The organism is Rhizobium rosettiformans W3 (assembly GCF_004912135.1).
In the GTDB taxonomy this organism is placed as follows: domain Bacteria; phylum Pseudomonadota; class Alphaproteobacteria; order Rhizobiales; family Rhizobiaceae; genus Allorhizobium; species Allorhizobium rosettiformans.
Map to the genome: position 1 here is coordinate 54,399 of NZ_STGU01000005.1, position 15,750 is coordinate 70,148.

The window sequence follows — 15,750 nt, forward strand, 5'->3', positions numbered from 1 at the left end:
TCCCAGAGATGCGCCTAACCTATTGAACCATAGGGGCGCGTCCCTTACATTGCGCATGAGAAACGCCGGACCTTGAACCCGGTTGTTGATGGAGACTGTGCCGATGGGTTTTCAGGTAATGACCATGAGCGATGCGGCGGCCGCACGCGTCAGGGCGATCGTCGAGAATTCCGGTCCCGATGCCAAGGGTATCAGGGTGGGGATCAAGAGGGGCGGCTGCGCCGGGATGGAATACACCATCGATTTGGTGACGGAGCCCAACGCCAAGGACGATCGGATCGAGAAGGACGGCGCCACGGTCTGGATCGACCCGGCGGCTGTTCTTTATTTGCTCGGCACGGAAATGGGCTTTGAGACCACGACGCTGCGCTCCGGTTTCACCTTCCACAACCCCAATCAGACCTCAGCCTGCGGCTGCGGTGAATCGGTCGAGCTCCAGGCCGCCGATCTCGCGGAACTTGCCCGTCAGCGCCAGACGGCAACCGCCTGAACGATAGCACTGGCACATCACCCGTGGGTGCCTGAAATGATGTCTCGAAGAATCGAGGCATCATTTTTTGTCGGATTGCGAAAAAATATCTTGCGGAAACTGTTCATCGATAAATAAACTGCGGTCATGGATACAAGTGACCGCAAGATTATCGATCTTCTGGCTGAAGACGCACGTCGATCGCTCGCCAGCATCGGGGATGTCGTAGGACTTTCGCCGTCGGCCGTCAATGAGCGCATCCGCCGCCTGGTGGCATCGGGCGCCATCAAGCGCTTCACGCTGGAGGTGGATCCGGTTGCGCTCGGTCTGCCGATCACGGCCTTCATGCTGGTCACGCTGCCACAGGATACTGAGCAGGCTGCCTTTCGCGATTACGCCGAAGCGCACCCTTCCGTGCTCGAATGTCACCATGTCACCGGTGGCTGGTCCTATATGCTGAAGATCCGAACCGCTGACCTCACGGGCATCGAAACCTTCCTGGCCGATTTGAAGGGCGAGCGCCTGATCGCCCGCAGTGAGACCATGATTGCGCTGTCGACCGCGAGCGAGCGTGGTTTCGTGATCGGCGCCGACTGACGGCCTCCGATCGGCCGCGCTTACCAAGGCCGATGCCAATGCACCCGCTATACCAAAGAATTCCCTTTGGAAATCCAATCTTCACCCGCCCGGTTTCCATCCGGTCATGCTAAATCTGCCTGTGTGGGGCAGCATTCGGGGTGAGGGGCTCAATGTCAGATAGGCAGGCTACTGCCAACGCGATGTTCGATTTCATCACCGAATCATCGCAGGCGCGTGACGACAATGCGGTCCTGGCAAGCCTCGACAAGGCGGCGAAATCCTTTGGTATGGATTGTTACGCCATCTCCGGCATCCCGCTGCCCAATGAGCGGATCGATCCCTATTTCATGCTGAACGCCTGGCCGGACGGCTGGTTCGAGCGCTATGTGCAGGAAAACTATGTCCATGTAGACCCGGTGATTTACCGGACGAAGATGTCGAATGAGGCCTTCGTCTGGTCGGAGGCCCTTGCCGACAAGCCTCTCAGCCGATCTGCCAAGCGGGTTATGAACGAGGCGACCGAGTTCGGCATGATGGACGGCTATAGCGTTCCGCTGCACTCGGTCGGCGGCTTCCAGGCAATCGTCACCTTCGGCGCCCACAAGGTGGATCTCTCCAGCGAACAGCGCGGCGCGCTGCACATCATTTCAATCTATGCGCACAACCGGTTTCGCGCCTTCATGACTGACAACTCCGAGCGCATGGCCGCGGCGGCGGCGAAAGTGACGCCGCGCGAGCGCGAGGTGATCCTCTGGTGCGCCGCTGGCAAGACCAATTGGGAAATTGGGCAAATCCTTGGAATCTCCGAAAAAACCGTCCAGCACGAGATTGCGTCGGCCTGCCGCAAGTTGAATTCCGTCAACCGGGCGCAACTGATCGCCGAATCGATCCGGCTGGGTTTAATCAGATAAATAGGCAGAACGGCCTATATTGAATTTGGCCCCCTTGGCTCAGTGTCGACCCCGGGTTTTTGGGGGTCTACATGCTGGCGACGATCCTGGGCGCAGCGACGCATGATTACGCTGACATCATGGAAAAGGTCTGGCGCTTCCGCCATCGGCAGTTCGTCGAACGGCTGGGCTGGGAGGCCTGCCGTCGCCCCGATGGGCGGGAGATCGACCAGTTCGACGGAGACGAGGCTGTCCATCTCCCACTGATCGTCGGCGGCGAAGTGGTCGGCTACAGCCGTCTTCTGCCGACACTGCGGCCGCATCTCCTGTCGGATGTCTATCCGCATCTGATGGACGGCGGCGAGTGGCCGCGGGGCGAACGCATCTTCGAATGGACGCGCTGCATCGCCGAGATCTCTAACGAGAGGATCGCCGGCGTCCCGATCTCACACGTGCTGATGACCGGCGTGATGGAATATTGCCTCGTTGCAGGCATCAGGTCGCTGATTGTCGAGACCCATCCGAAGCTGGTCAATCTGCTTCTGTCCACAGGTTGGGATGTCATGCCGCTGGCCGCACCCAGCATGCTGGACGGCGCCCTGATCCTCCCAATCGTGGCGAAGCCCTCGACGGCGGGCCTTCTCAAGCATCACGAACTCTACGGCATCACGGGGAGTGTGCTCGATTTCGCATTCGCACCGGGCAACCCCTTCGGCACGGCACCTTTGGTGCCGCTTATGTTCGCCCAGGAACCTCACGGAACCCATCAATATCCCAGAATGGCAGGAGAATGACATGACGGATGGCCCTATTCCATCCTCCGATACCTACGTGCGCTCGATCGTTGAAGAGCAGGTGCGTAGCCTCAGAGAAATCATCAAGGGCGTCTCGCAGAAGGCGCCCTTGAGCGACGATGCGCTGTTTCTCGACCATCTCCTGCAGATGGTGTCTCTGGCCGCGGCAGATGGACTGGAGCGCCGCCGTGGCGGAAGCGGCCGAAAGCGGTCGTCGTCAGAAGCCGACAGCGACCTTGCGAGCATCCACCTCGACGTCGCAAAGATGGAGTTCGTCTCGCAGGGCCTCGATCGCACCCAGTAGATAGGTGCGGACACTGGAGCTCTCGGCCGCGTTCGTGCAGAACAGGCTAAGCGCCTCTTCGATCTGGAAGAGACAGTCCTCGACATAGTCGGTGGAAACGACGCAAGCCAGCGCGCGCTCCAGATGTTGGTCGAACAAGGATTTGAGGTGCACGCGATCCTCGCTGGGTGCAGCGAGGATATCAGCCTTCAGATCATTGAGCGCATCGTTATACATGAATTCCTCTTTGCAACCTATTGCAACTCAAGACTGTGGCGAGAAGTTGCGCATTTTGCAATCAAAGAATTGCATTTTTGCTATGCGTGAGCACGTTGATTGTGACGCAGCCCAAAAATGCTCGCACCAGGCTGTCGCGCGATTGCGGTGATGAGCGACCCCGACATACGCTCTTTGACGGATCAGGCACTGAAGGGGAGTTTGATGGATGGATCGCGAATCAATCGCGTTTGATGCTCATCAGCACGTCCCAGATCTCTGCCCCCGTCTCCCAGACCGAGGCATTCGCCTTGAAGCCGATCTCGCTCTCGGCGGCCGACAGCATTTCCGAGGCGAGGTCGACATTGGACGTATCGGCGTAGGTCTCGTCTCCCGATGGCGCGACGGATGCTGTGACACCGCTAGGCTCGGTGCTGGCAAAACTGGTTTCCAGTCTGTCGTAAGCGGGCGTCATGGCGTTGGCGACATTGTTTGCCGAGGCGGCAAGCCGCGTCTGCAGCGCCTGCATCCCGGACAAGGAAACACTCATCATTGCAGAAAGGCTCATGACTTGACCTGCCGTTCGCGGATATCGACAGCACCACCATAGCGGCTACGGGTTAGGAGATTCGGAATCCGCACGGTTTGCAGACCGTTGCCGGCGGATGAGGCTTTGAGCCATTCTGACACGCGCCGCACGAGTAAGGGACGCTGCGATGCTAGACCTCTTGGAATGCAAAGAACCCGGCGCCGGGCACCGGGTTCTGAAACTTTCATTCGAGATAGATCATTCGATGATCTGGATGATCTGGCGCGTTTGCGGATCGACGATCACGCGGCGCTCGTTGACGACGGTGTAGGAATAGTTGTCGTAGCCGTCGACCGGGTAGAGTTCGACCGGATCCTCGATGACGCGGCCGACCAGCACATCGCCTTCATACGGGACGGAGCGCACTTCGCGCTGCATGACATAGGTTTCGACCGGGGCCGGCACGACAATCGTCGACTGGGTGGCGACCGGCGCCTGCTGGATGATGACAGTCTCCTGCGCATGGGCCGACGCCGCGAGCGTCATGAGGGCCGCTGCACCGGCGAGGATAAGAGTATTGCGCATATCTGTTCTCCTGTGTTGAGCAGCAGAAGAACGGGGAATGCTGCATTCCGTTCCATCACAGGCTTTTTCGGCATGTCACCACAAATGAAGAACGCCGCCTCAAGGGCGGCGTTCCTGTGTCGAGACTTAGGCCGTTACTCGGCGGCTTCCGCGTAGGCTTCCATCGGCGGGCAGGTGCAGACGAGGTTTCGGTCGCCATAGACATTGTCCACGCGGTTGACCGACGACCAGTACTTGTCCACGCGGAAGGCGCCCGGCGGGTAGCAGGCCTGTTCGCGGCTATAGGGGCGATCCCACTGGCCGACCAGGTCTTCCACCGTATGCGGTGCGTTCTTCAGTGGATTATTGGCCTTGTCCATCCGGCCTTCCTCGATGTCGCGAGCTTCCTCGCGGATCGCCAGCATCGCATCGCAGAAGCGGTCGATCTCGGCCTTGGTCTCCGATTCCGTCGGCTCGATCATCAGCGTACCCGCCACCGGCCAGCTCATGGTCGGCGCGTGGAAGCCGCAGTCGATCAGACGCTTGGCCACATCGTCGACGGTCACGCCGGCTGACGCCTGCAGCGGACGGGTGTCGATGATGCATTCATGCGCCACGCGACCCGAGGCAGACGTGTAAAGCACGTCATAGGCGCCCTTCAGCCGTGCCGCGATGTAGTTGGCGTTGAGGATCGCGACCTTCGTCGCCTGGGTCAGGCCTTCGCCACCCATCATCAGGCAGTAGGACCAGCTGATCGGCAGGATCGACGGCGAGCCATAGGGGCCGGCCGAGACGGCACCCGGACGGCCGTCGGTGGAGACGTGACCGGGCAGGAACGGTGCCAGATGCGCCTTGACGCCGATGGGTCCCATGCCCGGACCGCCGCCACCATGCGGGATGCAGAAGGTCTTGTGCAGGTTCAAGTGGGAGACGTCGGAGCCGATATCACCCGGACGGGCAACGCCGACCATGGCGTTCATGTTGGCCCCGTCGAGATAGACCTGGCCACCATGCTGATGGGTGATCTCGCAGATCTCGCGCACCGTCTCCTCGAACACGCCATGCGTCGAGGGATAGGTGATCATGCAGCAGGAGAGATTGTCTGCATGCTGTTCCGCCTTGGCGCGGAAGTCGTCGAGGTCGACATCGCCGTTCTCCTTCGACTTGACCGGCACAACGGTCATTCCAACCATCTGGGCAGACGCCGGATTGGTGCCATGGGCCGAGGTCGGGATCAGGCAGACGGTGCGATGTGTATCGCCACGCGACAGGTGATAGGCGCGGATCGTGAGCAACCCCGCATACTCGCCCTGTGCGCCCGAATTCGGCTGCATCGAGATCGCATCGTAACCGGTGACGGCGCAGAGCTTTTCCGAGAGATCGTCGATCATCTCCTTGTAGCCCAGTGCCTGATCTTGAGGCGCAAAGGGATGGATGTCGGAGAATTCCGGCCAGGTGATCGGCAGCATTTCCGCCGTGGCGTTCAGCTTCATCGTGCACGAGCCGAGCGGGATCATCGCCCTGTCGAGCGCGAGGTCGCGGTCCGAGAGCCGGCGGATATAGCGGGTCATCTCGCTTTCCGCGCGGTTCATGTGGAAGATCGGATGTGTCAGATACTCGCTGGTGCGCAGGAGATCCTTGGGCAGGCGGTAATCGGCTTCGAATTCCGAAACCTGGAACTTGCCGCCAAAGGCACGCCAGACGGCTTCGAGTGTCGCAGGGCGGGTCCGCTCGTCGAGGGCGATGCCGACCTTGGTCTCGCCGACCTTGCGCAGGTTCACACCTTCCGCGACAGCCGCCCGCATGACGAGGCCCTGCATATGGCCGACCTCGACGGTGATCGTGTCGAAGAAGGTCTCCGGCTCGATCGTGTAGCCAAGCTTTTCCAGGCCCTTGGCGAGCAGCACCGTCTTGCGGTGCACCTGCTGGGCAATTGCCTTCAGGCCCTGGGGGCCGTGGAAGACCGCATACATCGAGGCCATGACGGCGAGCAGAACCTGCGCGGTGCAGATGTTCGACGTCGCCTTTTCGCGGCGGATATGCTGTTCGCGGGTCTGCAGCGACAGGCGATAGGCGCGGTTGCCGCGGGCGTCGACGGAGACGCCGACGAGACGGCCGGGCATGGAGCGCTTGATCGCGTCCTTGACCGCCATGTAAGCCGCATGCGGGCCGCCATAACCGACCGGCACGCCGAAACGCTGGGTCGAGCCGATGGCGATGTCAGCGCCCATTTCGCCGGGTGATTTCAACAGCAGCAGGGCGAGAATGTCGGCGGCAACGGCGGCGAGCGCGCCGGTCTGGTGCAGGCGGGCGATCAGGCCGGAGAAGTCACGGACATGGCCGTCCGTGCCCGGATACTGGAAAATCGCGCCGAAGACTTCGGTCGGGTCGAGATCGGTGAAGGGATCGCCGACGGTGACGGTCCAGCCCAGCGGCTCGGCGCGGGTCTGGATGACGGCGATGGTCTGCGGATGGCAGTCCTTGTCGACGAAGAAGCCGGTCGCCTTGGTCTTGGCGCTGCGCTGGCAGAGCGCCATGGCTTCTGCGGCGGCAGTGGCCTCATCGAGGAGCGAGGCATTGGCAACGTCGAGACCGGTGAGATCCGTCACCATGGTCTGGAAGTTGAGAAGCGCCTCCAGACGGCCTTGAGAGATTTCCGGCTGGTAGGGCGTATAGGCCGTGTACCAGGCCGGGTTTTCCAGGATGTTGCGCTGGATGACCGGCGGCGTGATGGTGCCGTAATAGCCCTGGCCGATCAGCGAGGTCAGGACCTTGTTCTTGTTCGCCGTCTCGCGCAGCTTGTCGAGCGCCTCGCGCTCGGTCATCGCGGCACCCCAGGTGAGCGGCACCTTCTGGCGGATCGAGCCGGGGACGGTGGCATCGATCAGCTCGTCGAGCGAGTGATAGCCGATCACCTTCAGCATATCCGTCATTTCGGCGGGCGAGGGGCCGATATGGCGTCGATTGGCGAAGTCGTAAGGGTCGTAGTCCGTGAACTGGAATTCTGTCGTCATCAGGCGATCAGCTCCTTGTAGGCGGCTTCATCGAGCAGAGCGTCGGCGTCTGCGGGATTGGCAAGTTTCAGCTTGAAGAACCAGGCGGCACCTTCCGGATCGGAATTGACCAGAGACGGATCGTCGACGATCGCCTGGTTGATCTCGACCACTTCGCCATCGAGCGGGCAGTAGACGTCCGAGGCGGCCTTGACGCTTTCAACCGTCGCGGCAACGGCGTCCTTCTTGAAGCTAGTGCCTTCATCCGGCAGTTCGACGAAGACGAGATCGCCGAGCTGGCCGGCGGCATGGGTGGTGATGCCGACGGTGGCGATATCGCCTTCGATCTTCAGCCATTCGTGTTCGGGGGTGAATTTCAGCATGGTTCTCTCCGGAGATTTTTTAGCGTTTGTAAGTGGGGGTAATGAAGGGAAGGGCGGTGACGGTCAGGGCCAAGAACTTGCCACGCACCTCCGCAAAGACCTGGGTGCCGGGTTCAGCCATGGCGGTCGGCACGTAACCCATGGCAACAGGGCTCTCGACGCTCGGACCGAAGCCGCCTGAGGACACGTGACCGATCTCGGTCTTGCCCTCGGCATCGGCAAACAGCTTGGCGGGCGCACGCACCGGAGCCTTGCCTTCGGGCTTCAAACCGACGCGGCGGCGGGAAACGCCGTTCTCGAGTTCGCCGAGGATGCGGCTCGCACCCGGAAAGCCGCCCTCGCGGGCGCCGCCTGAGCGGCGGACCTTCTGGATGCCCCACTCGATCGAGGCTTCGACCGGCGATGTCTTGGTGTTGATGTCGTTGCCATAGAGGCAGAGCCCGGCTTCGAGGCGCAGCGAATCGCGGGCGCCAAGCCCAATCGGCAGGCAGTCGGGCTGGTCGAGCAGGGCCTTGGCGAGATCGGTGGCACGCTCAGCCGGCACCGAGATTTCATAGCCGTCCTCGCCTGAATAGCCCGTGCGAGACACGAGGGCTGGGATGTCGCCGAGGGCAAGCTCACGCACATCCATGAACTTCATGCCTGTGACATCGGAGTTGAGTGTCGCAAGAACCGCTTCCGCCTTCGGCCCCTGCAGGGCGAGCAGCGCGCGATCGTCATGCACGAGAACCTCGACGCCGGCGGGAAGCTTTGCCCGCATGTGGGCGATATCGGTGTCCTTGCAGCCGGCATTGACGACGACCAGCAACCGTTCGCCAAGCCGCGAGATCATCAGATCGTCGAGGATGCCGCCATTGTCGTCGGTGAAGAAGCCATAGCGCTGGCGACCGTCTTTCAGGCCGAGAATATCCACGGGGACGAGTGATTCCAGGGCCTTGGCGGCGTCATCATAAGAGCCGGAAGTGGCGACAAGTTCGACCTGGCCCATGTGGGAGACGTCGAAGAGGCCGGCGGCAGAACGGGTGTGCAGGTGTTCCTTCAACACGCCGGCCGGATACTGCACCGGCATGTCGTAACCGGCAAAGGGCACCATCTTGGCGCCAAGCGACACGTGGAAATTGTAAAGGGGGGTGCGTTTCAGTTGGGTCTGTTCGTCCAAGACGTCGCCTCCGGGTTTCGCGCTCGCGCGCTTGCTCAAGTCTGGGCACGGTTGTGCCGGTTCATGAGCCCCCTCTGTCCTTGTGCCTGAGATTGTTATCCCTTCGGCTTGGTCCGCTTTGGAAACGGGCCTCTCTCCAGAGTGCAGTCGACGCCTTGTGGTCCTTTTGCCTGAGAGTTTCCGGGGCGGTTGCTCCTTCGGCACCGGATTGAACCGGCTTCTCCCAACAAGGTCATGAAACGCATTATCTGGCACGGCGGCGCCTTGGCAAGAGGCAGCGTCGCTCCCGAACAAATAATTGTCGCTGGAGCGTCGTGTTTGCGGCATCGCAAGGATCTCGGTAATTGGCCGCCCGCCGCGGCATCTCGCCACTTGGCTTGATCGGGCCATCGCGATAAAGGAGCGGGTGAACGGGGGAAATGATGAAGCCGAAACCCAAGACAGCGACGATGATCCTGCGCATCCTGTGCGCCATGGTCTTCCTGTCCGTCGGTTTTGCGCACCGGACCCCGGCAGCGATTGCCAATGACGTCCAGTCGTCCGCCTATGTTCTGCCTGACGGCACATTCGCCGAACTCTGCGTCGCCGATCAGGGGCAAAAGCGCATCAAGCCCATGGCCGATTGCGAGGCCTGCCGTCTTGCGGGCGCGATCCTCCTGCCGGAACCCTCGGCGCAGTCCTGGCTTCTCAGCCAGTTTGCGAGCCTTGGCGAAGTCGCACCCGTCGAAACGGCCATCCGTTCCGACCATCTCCTCGATCGTCCGCGTCTGCGCGGTCCGCCGCTCTCCGTCTGATTCCATTCAACATCCGATCAGACCGCTAGATGCCGACGGCCAAAAGGGACCGCGGCCAGGAGAGACACCCATGACGAGCAGACTTATTCTCGCGACCGCCGTCGCCACGCTCGCTTCGACCACGGCCGTGTTGGCCCATGCGACCTTTGCCAACCAGCCGGCGACCGTCGGCTCCTATGTCGCCGCCACCCTGCAGATCCCCCATGGCTGTGACGGCAAGGCGACCAATGAGGTCCAGATCAAGCTGCCGGAAGGCTTCATCTCCGCCAAGCCGATGCCGAAGGCCGGCTGGGAAATCGAAATCATCGAAGGCGACTATCAGAACAGCTACGACAACCACGGCAAGGCCGTGAAATCGGGTCCCGTCGAGATCCGCTTCAAGAACGGCGAACTGCCGGACAATTTCTACGACACCTTCACCGTCTACGGGAAAATCGCAGCCGGGGATCCGGCGGTCGGTCTTGCCTTCCCGACCGTGCAGCTCTGCGGCGCGGACGGCAAGGTCGCCTGGGATCAGATCGCGGCCCCTGGCCAGGATCCCCATGATCTCGATGGTCCCGCACCGGTCCTCAAGCTCGTTGCCGCCGCGGGCGATGCCCATGCTGGCCATGGTGCCCACGGCGCCCATGCCGGTCACGGTGCTCCCGCCGATCAGGCCGCTGCCGACAGTCACGGCGCGCATGGTGCTCATGGTGATCATGCCGGCCACGGCGATCACATGGCGGCCAACAATCCGGGCGGCTTCGAGACTGTCTCGGCGGGCGAACTGGAGCTGACGGCCGGCTTTACTAAGGCGATGCTGCCCGGCCAGCCTGTCGGTGGCGGTTTCATCACCATCACCAACAAGGGCGGTGAAGACGACAAGCTCGTGTCCGCAACGTCCGACAAGGCCGGTGAAGTGCAGCTGCACGAGATGGCAATGGAAGGCGACGTGATGAAGATGCGTCAGCTGACTGATGGCATCGCGATCCCGGCCGGCGAGACGGTCGAGCTGAAGCCCGGCGGTCTGCACCTGATGTTCTTCAAGGTGTCGGAGCCCTTCAAGGAAGGCGAGACCGTCAATGTCACGCTGACCTTCGAGAAGGCCGGTGCCGTCGATGTTGCGCTTCCGGTCGGTTCGGCCCGCGGCAACTGAGGCCGAGCGCCATTCCCGGAAAAACACGAAACCGCGGCCGTCACCGGTCGCGGTTTTTCAATGCCTGCTTTGATGCCGAGTGTTCAGGCGACCGAGTTCTTGTAGGCCTCGATCGTTTCCTTCAGCGTGGCCTGCTCGAACTGTTGCTGCGTCGAGGTCAGGAAGTAGAGCGCCAGGGCCGGCGGCTGCACGACATTGACCAGCGCTCGCAAACGCAGGTCTTCGCTCTGCGCCGCCTGTTGTGCCAGCACACGCGTGTGCTCTTCCACATAGGTGGCTCGAGAGACGCGCTGCGGCGGCTTGACCGGTTCCATCGCATAGGCGGCGGTATGGGCAGAGACTGTGACAACCTGTGTCATGAGCGTTTTCCAGATATTACATAACGACATTAGCATAAACTACGGTTATCTATGCATCTTTAAGTCGAATGAGCGGATTTGAATAAAAACCTTCGGGTTTGTCATCTGCCTGACATCGCCCGCTTTTGCGCCAGATCAAGGCGTCCCTTTCGCCTGGCCGGCATCCTGTCCCTGGCATCAGGAAAGGGAGTGCGGACATGATCATTCTGGTTGGCTATGCCACGGTTGAGGGACAGACACGCAAGATCGCGGACGCGGTCGCCGCCGCAATCGAGAAGGCCGGACACCGGGCATTGCTGCTCGACGTCACCTCCGGCGGCGAATATGCCGTCGCCCATCCCGAAGCTGCGATCCTCTGCGCACCGGTTCATGCAGCACGCTATCCCGCAGCCTTCGCGTCCTTTGTTGGACAGGAGGTATCCTGGCTGAACAGCGTGCCATCCGCCTTCGTCTCTGTGTCCTTGCTCATTCGCAGCGAGTTTGAGGAAGAGCAGGAGGAAGCAAGGCAGTATCCTGACGCATTGCTCGCCGAGAGCGGCTGGCGGCCTGGCCTCGTCCATCATGCCGCCGGAGCGCTGCGTTACACCGAATATGACTTCTTCAAGCGCTGGATCATTCGTCGCATGGCGGAATACGAGAACGCACCGACGGATGTGAGCCGCGACCACGAATTCACCGACTGGCAGGCGCTCTCTGCTTTCGTGCAGGCCTTTCTGGACGAGGCCAAGGCTTGACGCAGCCGCCTTCAGCGGTTTGAACGGGACGACCCAATGCGTTCGAGCCGGAGGCCGTCATGTTTCACATTCTTCTGGTGGCCATCGGTGGCGCGACCGGCTCCGTCGCCCGCTACCTGACCGGCCTTGCCATGACACGGCTTCTAGGCCCCACGTTCCCCTGGGGCACGATCACGGTCAACATTGTCGGCTCGTTTGCGATCGGGTTGTTGGCCGAGCTCGTGGCACGCAAGGTGTCCGCGCCCGTCGAGATGCGGCTGTTGCTGGTGGTGGGTTTCCTCGGCGGTTTCACCACCTTCTCCTCGTTCTCGCTGGACACGCTTGCTCTCGTCGAACGGGGGGCTGCCCTTTCCGCCTTCGTCTATGTCGGCGCAAGCCTCGTCCTGTCCCTCGGGGCGGCATTCGGCGGTCTCGCCCTCGGCCGCAGCCTCTTCTGACGCGCTTCTCCGCATTTCCGCTTTCCCTTTCGGGCCGAAATCTACTAAAGGCACGGGACAAGTGGGTGGAGAACCCGAGCAGAAAGTATCCTCATGGCAGGCATCGAACATATCACCGTGGAAGCCGACGAGGCCGGCATGCGGCTCGACCGCTGGTTCAAGATCCACTATCCGGGTCTCGGCTTCGGCGCGCTGCAGAAGCTCCTGCGCTCCGGCCAGGTGCGCGTTGACGGCGGTCGCGTGAAGACCGACGCCCGCGTCCAGCCGGGCCAGGTGGTGCGCATTCCGCCCATGGATGTCGACGCGAAGAAGACCGGCCCTATCGCGAGCCACGATCTGAAGCACGGCGACGACCACGAGCTCCTGTCGCGCATGCTCCTGCATGAAGACGAGAAGGTCTTTGTCTTGAACAAGCCCGCCGGCCTTGCCGTGCAGGGTGGCTCAGGCCTCACGCGCCATATCGACAAGATGCTGGAAGCCTGGACCAGCCGGAAGGGCGAAAAGCCCCGTCTCGTGCACCGTCTCGACCGCGACACCTCCGGCGTGCTCGTCGTGGCCCGCACGCGCGGCGCCGCCCAGAAGCTGACGGCGGCCTTCCGCGAGCGCGACACCAAGAAGATCTACTGGTCTCTGGTGAAGGGCGTTCCGCGCAAGCATGAGGACAAGATCTCGACCTGGCTCACCAAGGACCAGACCGACGAAGGCGACCGCATGCGCGTCTGCAAGCATGGCGAGGAGGGGGCGGACCATGCCGTGTCCTACTACCGCGTCATTGATACGGCAGCCCAGAACCTCGCCTGGCTGGAGATGGAGCCCTATACGGGCCGGACCCACCAGCTGCGCGTCCATGCGCTCCACATCGGGCACCCGATCATCGGCGACCCCAAATACTTCATCGATGACCACAACTGGGATTTCCCTGGCGGCATCCAGAAGCGGCTGCATCTGCATGCCCGCCATATCGACCTGCCGCATCCGAACGGCGGACGCCTCAAGGTGACCGCACCGCTGTCGCCGCACATGGTCCAGAGCTGGAACCTGCTGGGCTTTGACCAGGCGGATGGTGACAGGGACGGCGAATGAAGCTGGTTCTCTTTGACTGCGACGGCACGCTGGTCGACAGCGTCGGCCTGATCCACGAGGTCATGCGCCACACTTTCCCGGCCTTTGGAAAGCCTGAGCCGAAGATCGAAACCACGAAGTCGATCATCGGGTTGACCCTCGACATCGCGATCGCCCGCATGGACGGCAAGCCGCATGCCGATGACGAGGCGGTGGCCATGGCCGCGCATTACAAGACGATTTTTTCGGATATCCGCCGGACCTCCGGCTTTGCCGAGACCATGTTCGATGGCATCCGCGAGGTTCTCGACGCGCTGATTGCCCGCGAGGATGTCTGGCTTGGCGCCGTCACCGGCAAGTCACGCCGCGGGCTGGACATCATCCTTGAAGCCCATGGCCTGAAACCCCATTTTCTGTTCTGCCGGACGGCCGACGATTGCCCCTCCAAGCCGCATCCGGCCATGGTGACGGAATGCTGTGACGAGGCCGGCATCGCGCCCCGTGAGACCATCGTCATCGGTGATGCAATCTATGACATGCAGATGGCCAAGGCCGCCAGTGCAACCGCGATCGGCGTGTCCTGGGGCTACGCCAAGGCGGACGATCTCTGGAAGGCAGGCGCCGATGCCGTGGTCGAACGTCCGGCGGACCTTCTGGCCTATATTCACTAGGAGCTCATGATGCGCGACGAACTCAGCCAGGACATTTTCGGGACCTTCATTCCGGAACCGAGCCATGAGGATCCGGTGCGCCGTGCGCAGATCCAGATGAAGCGTCCGCTGCCGAAGCGGTTCTACGAGGCGGTCGGCGTCGAGGCGCGCGATGATGGCTATTCGATCACGCTTGACGGCAAGCCTGTGAAGACGCCTGCCAAGAACCTGCTGACGCTGCCGACGCGCGAGGCAGCCGAGCTCGTGGTGGCGGAATGGGCCGGGCAGGGCGAGTTCATCGATCCCGCCACCATGCCGATCACGAAGCTCGCCAACACGGCGATCGATGCCGTGGCAAACAGTCTCGACGAGGTCTTCGACGAGATCGTCCGTTTCGCAGGCACCGACCTGCTCTGCTACCGCGCCGACGGCCCGCGAGAGCTGATCGACCGGCAGTCGGCGCGCTGGGATGCCGTCTTGACCTGGGCCGCCACCGCCCATGGCGCGCGCTTCATTCTGGTCGAAGGCGTGATGCATCAGGAGCAGCCGAAGGAAGCTGTCGCGGCCTATGCCGCAGCCCTGCAGCGCTACCGCGACCCATTCCAGATCTCGTGCCTCAATGTCGTGACCACGCTGACGGGGTCGGCCGTGTTGGCGCTCGCCTTTGCCGAAGGTGCCTTCGATCTCGACGAAGTCTGGTCGCTGGCGCATCTCGATGAGGACTGGACGATCGAGCACTGGGGCTCCGATGCCGAGGCAGAGGCGCGTCGTGAGGCGCGCTACGGCGAATTCGCCTCTGCGGCGTCACTCTTCTCCGCGCTCCAGAGCGCGGATTAACCCTCCACTAACCATAAATGGCGAATTCTCAGGCTGGTCCAGAATCATCAGCCCGGGGTCACCATGTCAGCTCGCAGTTTCCGCATTGCCGCCGCCATCGGCCTTGTCCTGCTGCTGGCATCCTGCTCGCTCATCTATGGGCGCAGCATCGATCGGCCCCTGGTCTACTACGTCCGCAACGTCACGGTGATGGCCGACCTGAAGGTACCGCTCGACCTCATCGAAAGCGTCGACCGACGGGTCTCGGCGGCAATCGCCGCGACACGCGCGCCGCAAGGGGCCGAACGCGTGGTCCTGCTGGTGAAGATCGATCGGTTGGGCTACGGCGAGGGCGCGCGGCGGAGTCTCGCCCAGGCGAGGTTCACCGTCACCGCGACCTCCGTCGAGACCGGAGAACCGGTGGCGCAGGGTGTCTTCACCGTCAACAGCCCGACCAATGATCCGCGCTGGGCCCGTCAGGCCCTGGCAGAAGAAATCGCCGCCCGTATCCGCTTCGCCTTCTCGCTGACCACGCCCCGGATCCGGAAAGCCGTTGCGCCTCGCTCAATCTCAACCCGACTGAAGACCGATCCGGCACCGGTGATCGCGCCGTCCGCCGCGCCCGTGAAGGCTCAGGCTACAGTCGTGGAGCCGACTGTTGTTGCGCCGCCGCCGGTTGTGGTCACGACGCCAGTCAATCCTGCAGCGCCAGAGCCGGCGGAGATGGCGGCCCCGCCGGTGCGCGCGGCTGCTCCCGCCCAACCTGCACGCCGCGCGGCCGATATCGCAAAGGGCACGCCCGTGGAGCAGGGCGCCGTCGGCAAGATCCGCCTGCGACCGGACTGCGATCCGGCCGTCACCGCAAACTGCGCGGCAGCACCCTGACCAGGGTCCAGGAGCAATG

The 15,750-nt window shown here is 62.3% G+C and carries 20 protein-coding genes and 1 riboswitch; of the genes, 13 read left to right on the forward strand and 7 right to left on the reverse strand.

Annotation, left to right across the window (positions count from 1 at the left end):
• The first annotated feature begins 103 nt into the window (after positions 1–103).
• From sufA to FAA86_RS10950, 5 genes are all read left to right on the forward strand, one after another.
• A complete protein-coding gene (gene sufA / locus FAA86_RS10930) occupies positions 104–490 on the forward strand; it encodes a Fe-S cluster assembly scaffold SufA (RefSeq protein ID WP_136540513.1) in 387 nt (128 codons plus the stop codon).
• Between the two features lie 126 nt (positions 491–616).
• Positions 617–1,066, forward strand: coding sequence for an Lrp/AsnC family transcriptional regulator (locus tag FAA86_RS10935; protein ID WP_113461702.1), 450 nt, complete (start codon positions 617–619; stop codon positions 1,064–1,066).
• A gap of 152 nt (positions 1,067–1,218) precedes the next feature.
• Entirely contained in the window at positions 1,219–1,959 is a 741-nt protein-coding gene (locus FAA86_RS10940) for a helix-turn-helix transcriptional regulator (RefSeq protein ID WP_136540515.1), read from the forward strand.
• A 71-nt stretch (positions 1,960–2,030) separates the two neighbouring features.
• On the forward strand, positions 2,031–2,732 hold the full coding sequence (locus FAA86_RS10945) for an acyl-homoserine-lactone synthase (RefSeq protein ID WP_136540517.1): 702 nt from the start codon (positions 2,031–2,033) through the stop codon (positions 2,730–2,732).
• Position 2,733: 1 nt separating this feature from the next.
• Positions 2,734–3,036 (forward strand): hypothetical protein, encoded by a 303-nt coding sequence (locus tag FAA86_RS10950; protein WP_136540519.1) that lies wholly within the window; start codon positions 2,734–2,736, stop codon positions 3,034–3,036.
• Here FAA86_RS10950 and FAA86_RS10955 read toward each other — a convergent pair.
• From FAA86_RS10955 to gcvT, 6 genes are all read right to left on the reverse strand, one after another.
• Positions 2,950–3,252, reverse strand: coding sequence for a hypothetical protein (locus tag FAA86_RS10955; RefSeq protein ID WP_136540521.1), 303 nt, complete (start codon positions 3,250–3,252; stop codon positions 2,950–2,952). The genes FAA86_RS10950 and FAA86_RS10955 overlap by 87 nt on opposite strands.
• Positions 3,253–3,472: 220 nt before the next feature.
• Positions 3,473–3,799, reverse strand: coding sequence for a flagellar basal body protein (locus FAA86_RS10960; RefSeq protein ID WP_136540523.1), 327 nt, complete (start codon positions 3,797–3,799; stop codon positions 3,473–3,475).
• A 219-nt stretch (positions 3,800–4,018) separates the two neighbouring features.
• A complete protein-coding gene (locus tag FAA86_RS10965; protein ID WP_136540525.1) occupies positions 4,019–4,345 on the reverse strand; it encodes a DUF1236 domain-containing protein in 327 nt (108 codons plus the stop codon).
• A 134-nt stretch (positions 4,346–4,479) separates the two neighbouring features.
• A complete protein-coding gene (gcvP, locus tag FAA86_RS10970) occupies positions 4,480–7,338 on the reverse strand; it encodes an aminomethyl-transferring glycine dehydrogenase (protein WP_136540527.1) in 2,859 nt (952 codons plus the stop codon).
• Positions 7,338–7,700, reverse strand: a complete 363-nt coding sequence (gcvH, locus tag FAA86_RS10975; protein WP_136540529.1) for a glycine cleavage system protein GcvH — start codon at positions 7,698–7,700, stop codon at positions 7,338–7,340. Before gcvH ends, gcvP begins: the two co-directional genes overlap by 1 nt.
• A gap of 19 nt (positions 7,701–7,719) precedes the next feature.
• Positions 7,720–8,859 carry a glycine cleavage system aminomethyltransferase GcvT gene (gene gcvT, locus FAA86_RS10980; RefSeq protein ID WP_136540531.1) on the reverse strand — a complete coding sequence of 380 codons (1,140 nt, stop codon included), beginning with the start codon at positions 8,857–8,859 and terminating at the stop codon, positions 7,720–7,722.
• A gap of 148 nt (positions 8,860–9,007) precedes the next feature.
• Positions 9,008–9,095, reverse strand: a riboswitch (glycine riboswitch).
• Positions 9,096–9,281: 186 nt separating this feature from the next.
• Between gcvT and FAA86_RS10985 the strand changes: the two genes are divergently transcribed.
• Both FAA86_RS10985 and FAA86_RS10990 read left to right on the forward strand, forming a co-directional pair.
• A complete protein-coding gene (locus FAA86_RS10985; RefSeq protein ID WP_136540533.1) occupies positions 9,282–9,653 on the forward strand; it encodes a hypothetical protein in 372 nt (123 codons plus the stop codon).
• Between the two features lie 70 nt (positions 9,654–9,723).
• Positions 9,724–10,788 carry a copper chaperone PCu(A)C domain-containing protein gene (locus tag FAA86_RS10990; RefSeq protein WP_136540535.1) on the forward strand — a complete coding sequence of 355 codons (1,065 nt, stop codon included), beginning with the start codon at positions 9,724–9,726 and terminating at the stop codon, positions 10,786–10,788.
• Between the two features lie 83 nt (positions 10,789–10,871).
• Here the strand turns inward: FAA86_RS10990 and FAA86_RS10995 are convergent, their stop codons facing one another.
• Positions 10,872–11,147, reverse strand: coding sequence for a hypothetical protein (locus FAA86_RS10995; protein WP_113461691.1), 276 nt, complete (start codon positions 11,145–11,147; stop codon positions 10,872–10,874).
• 197 nt (positions 11,148–11,344) lie between these two features.
• Between FAA86_RS10995 and FAA86_RS11000 the strand changes: the two genes are divergently transcribed.
• The 6 genes from FAA86_RS11000 to FAA86_RS11025 all read left to right on the forward strand — a co-directional run bounded on the left by FAA86_RS11000 (position 11,345) and on the right by FAA86_RS11025 (position 15,731).
• Positions 11,345–11,881, forward strand: coding sequence for a flavodoxin domain-containing protein (locus tag FAA86_RS11000; RefSeq protein WP_136540537.1), 537 nt, complete (start codon positions 11,345–11,347; stop codon positions 11,879–11,881).
• A 59-nt stretch (positions 11,882–11,940) separates the two neighbouring features.
• Positions 11,941–12,318, forward strand: a complete 378-nt coding sequence (crcB, locus tag FAA86_RS11005) for a fluoride efflux transporter CrcB (RefSeq protein ID WP_136540539.1) — start codon at positions 11,941–11,943, stop codon at positions 12,316–12,318.
• 93 nt (positions 12,319–12,411) lie between these two features.
• Positions 12,412–13,401: an RluA family pseudouridine synthase gene (locus FAA86_RS11010; RefSeq protein ID WP_113461688.1), complete on the forward strand. Its 990-nt coding sequence runs from the start codon at positions 12,412–12,414 to the stop codon at positions 13,399–13,401.
• On the forward strand, positions 13,398–14,051 hold the full coding sequence (locus tag FAA86_RS11015) for an HAD-IA family hydrolase (protein ID WP_136540541.1): 654 nt from the start codon (positions 13,398–13,400) through the stop codon (positions 14,049–14,051). Before FAA86_RS11010 ends, FAA86_RS11015 begins: the two co-directional genes overlap by 4 nt.
• A gap of 9 nt (positions 14,052–14,060) precedes the next feature.
• Complete coding sequence (locus FAA86_RS11020; protein ID WP_136540543.1) at positions 14,061–14,867, forward strand: ATP12 family chaperone protein; 807 nt, start codon at positions 14,061–14,063, stop codon at positions 14,865–14,867.
• Positions 14,868–14,930: 63 nt separating this feature from the next.
• Positions 14,931–15,731: a hypothetical protein gene (locus FAA86_RS11025; RefSeq protein ID WP_136540545.1), complete on the forward strand. Its 801-nt coding sequence runs from the start codon at positions 14,931–14,933 to the stop codon at positions 15,729–15,731.
• The last annotated feature ends 19 nt before the right edge of the window (positions 15,732–15,750 follow it).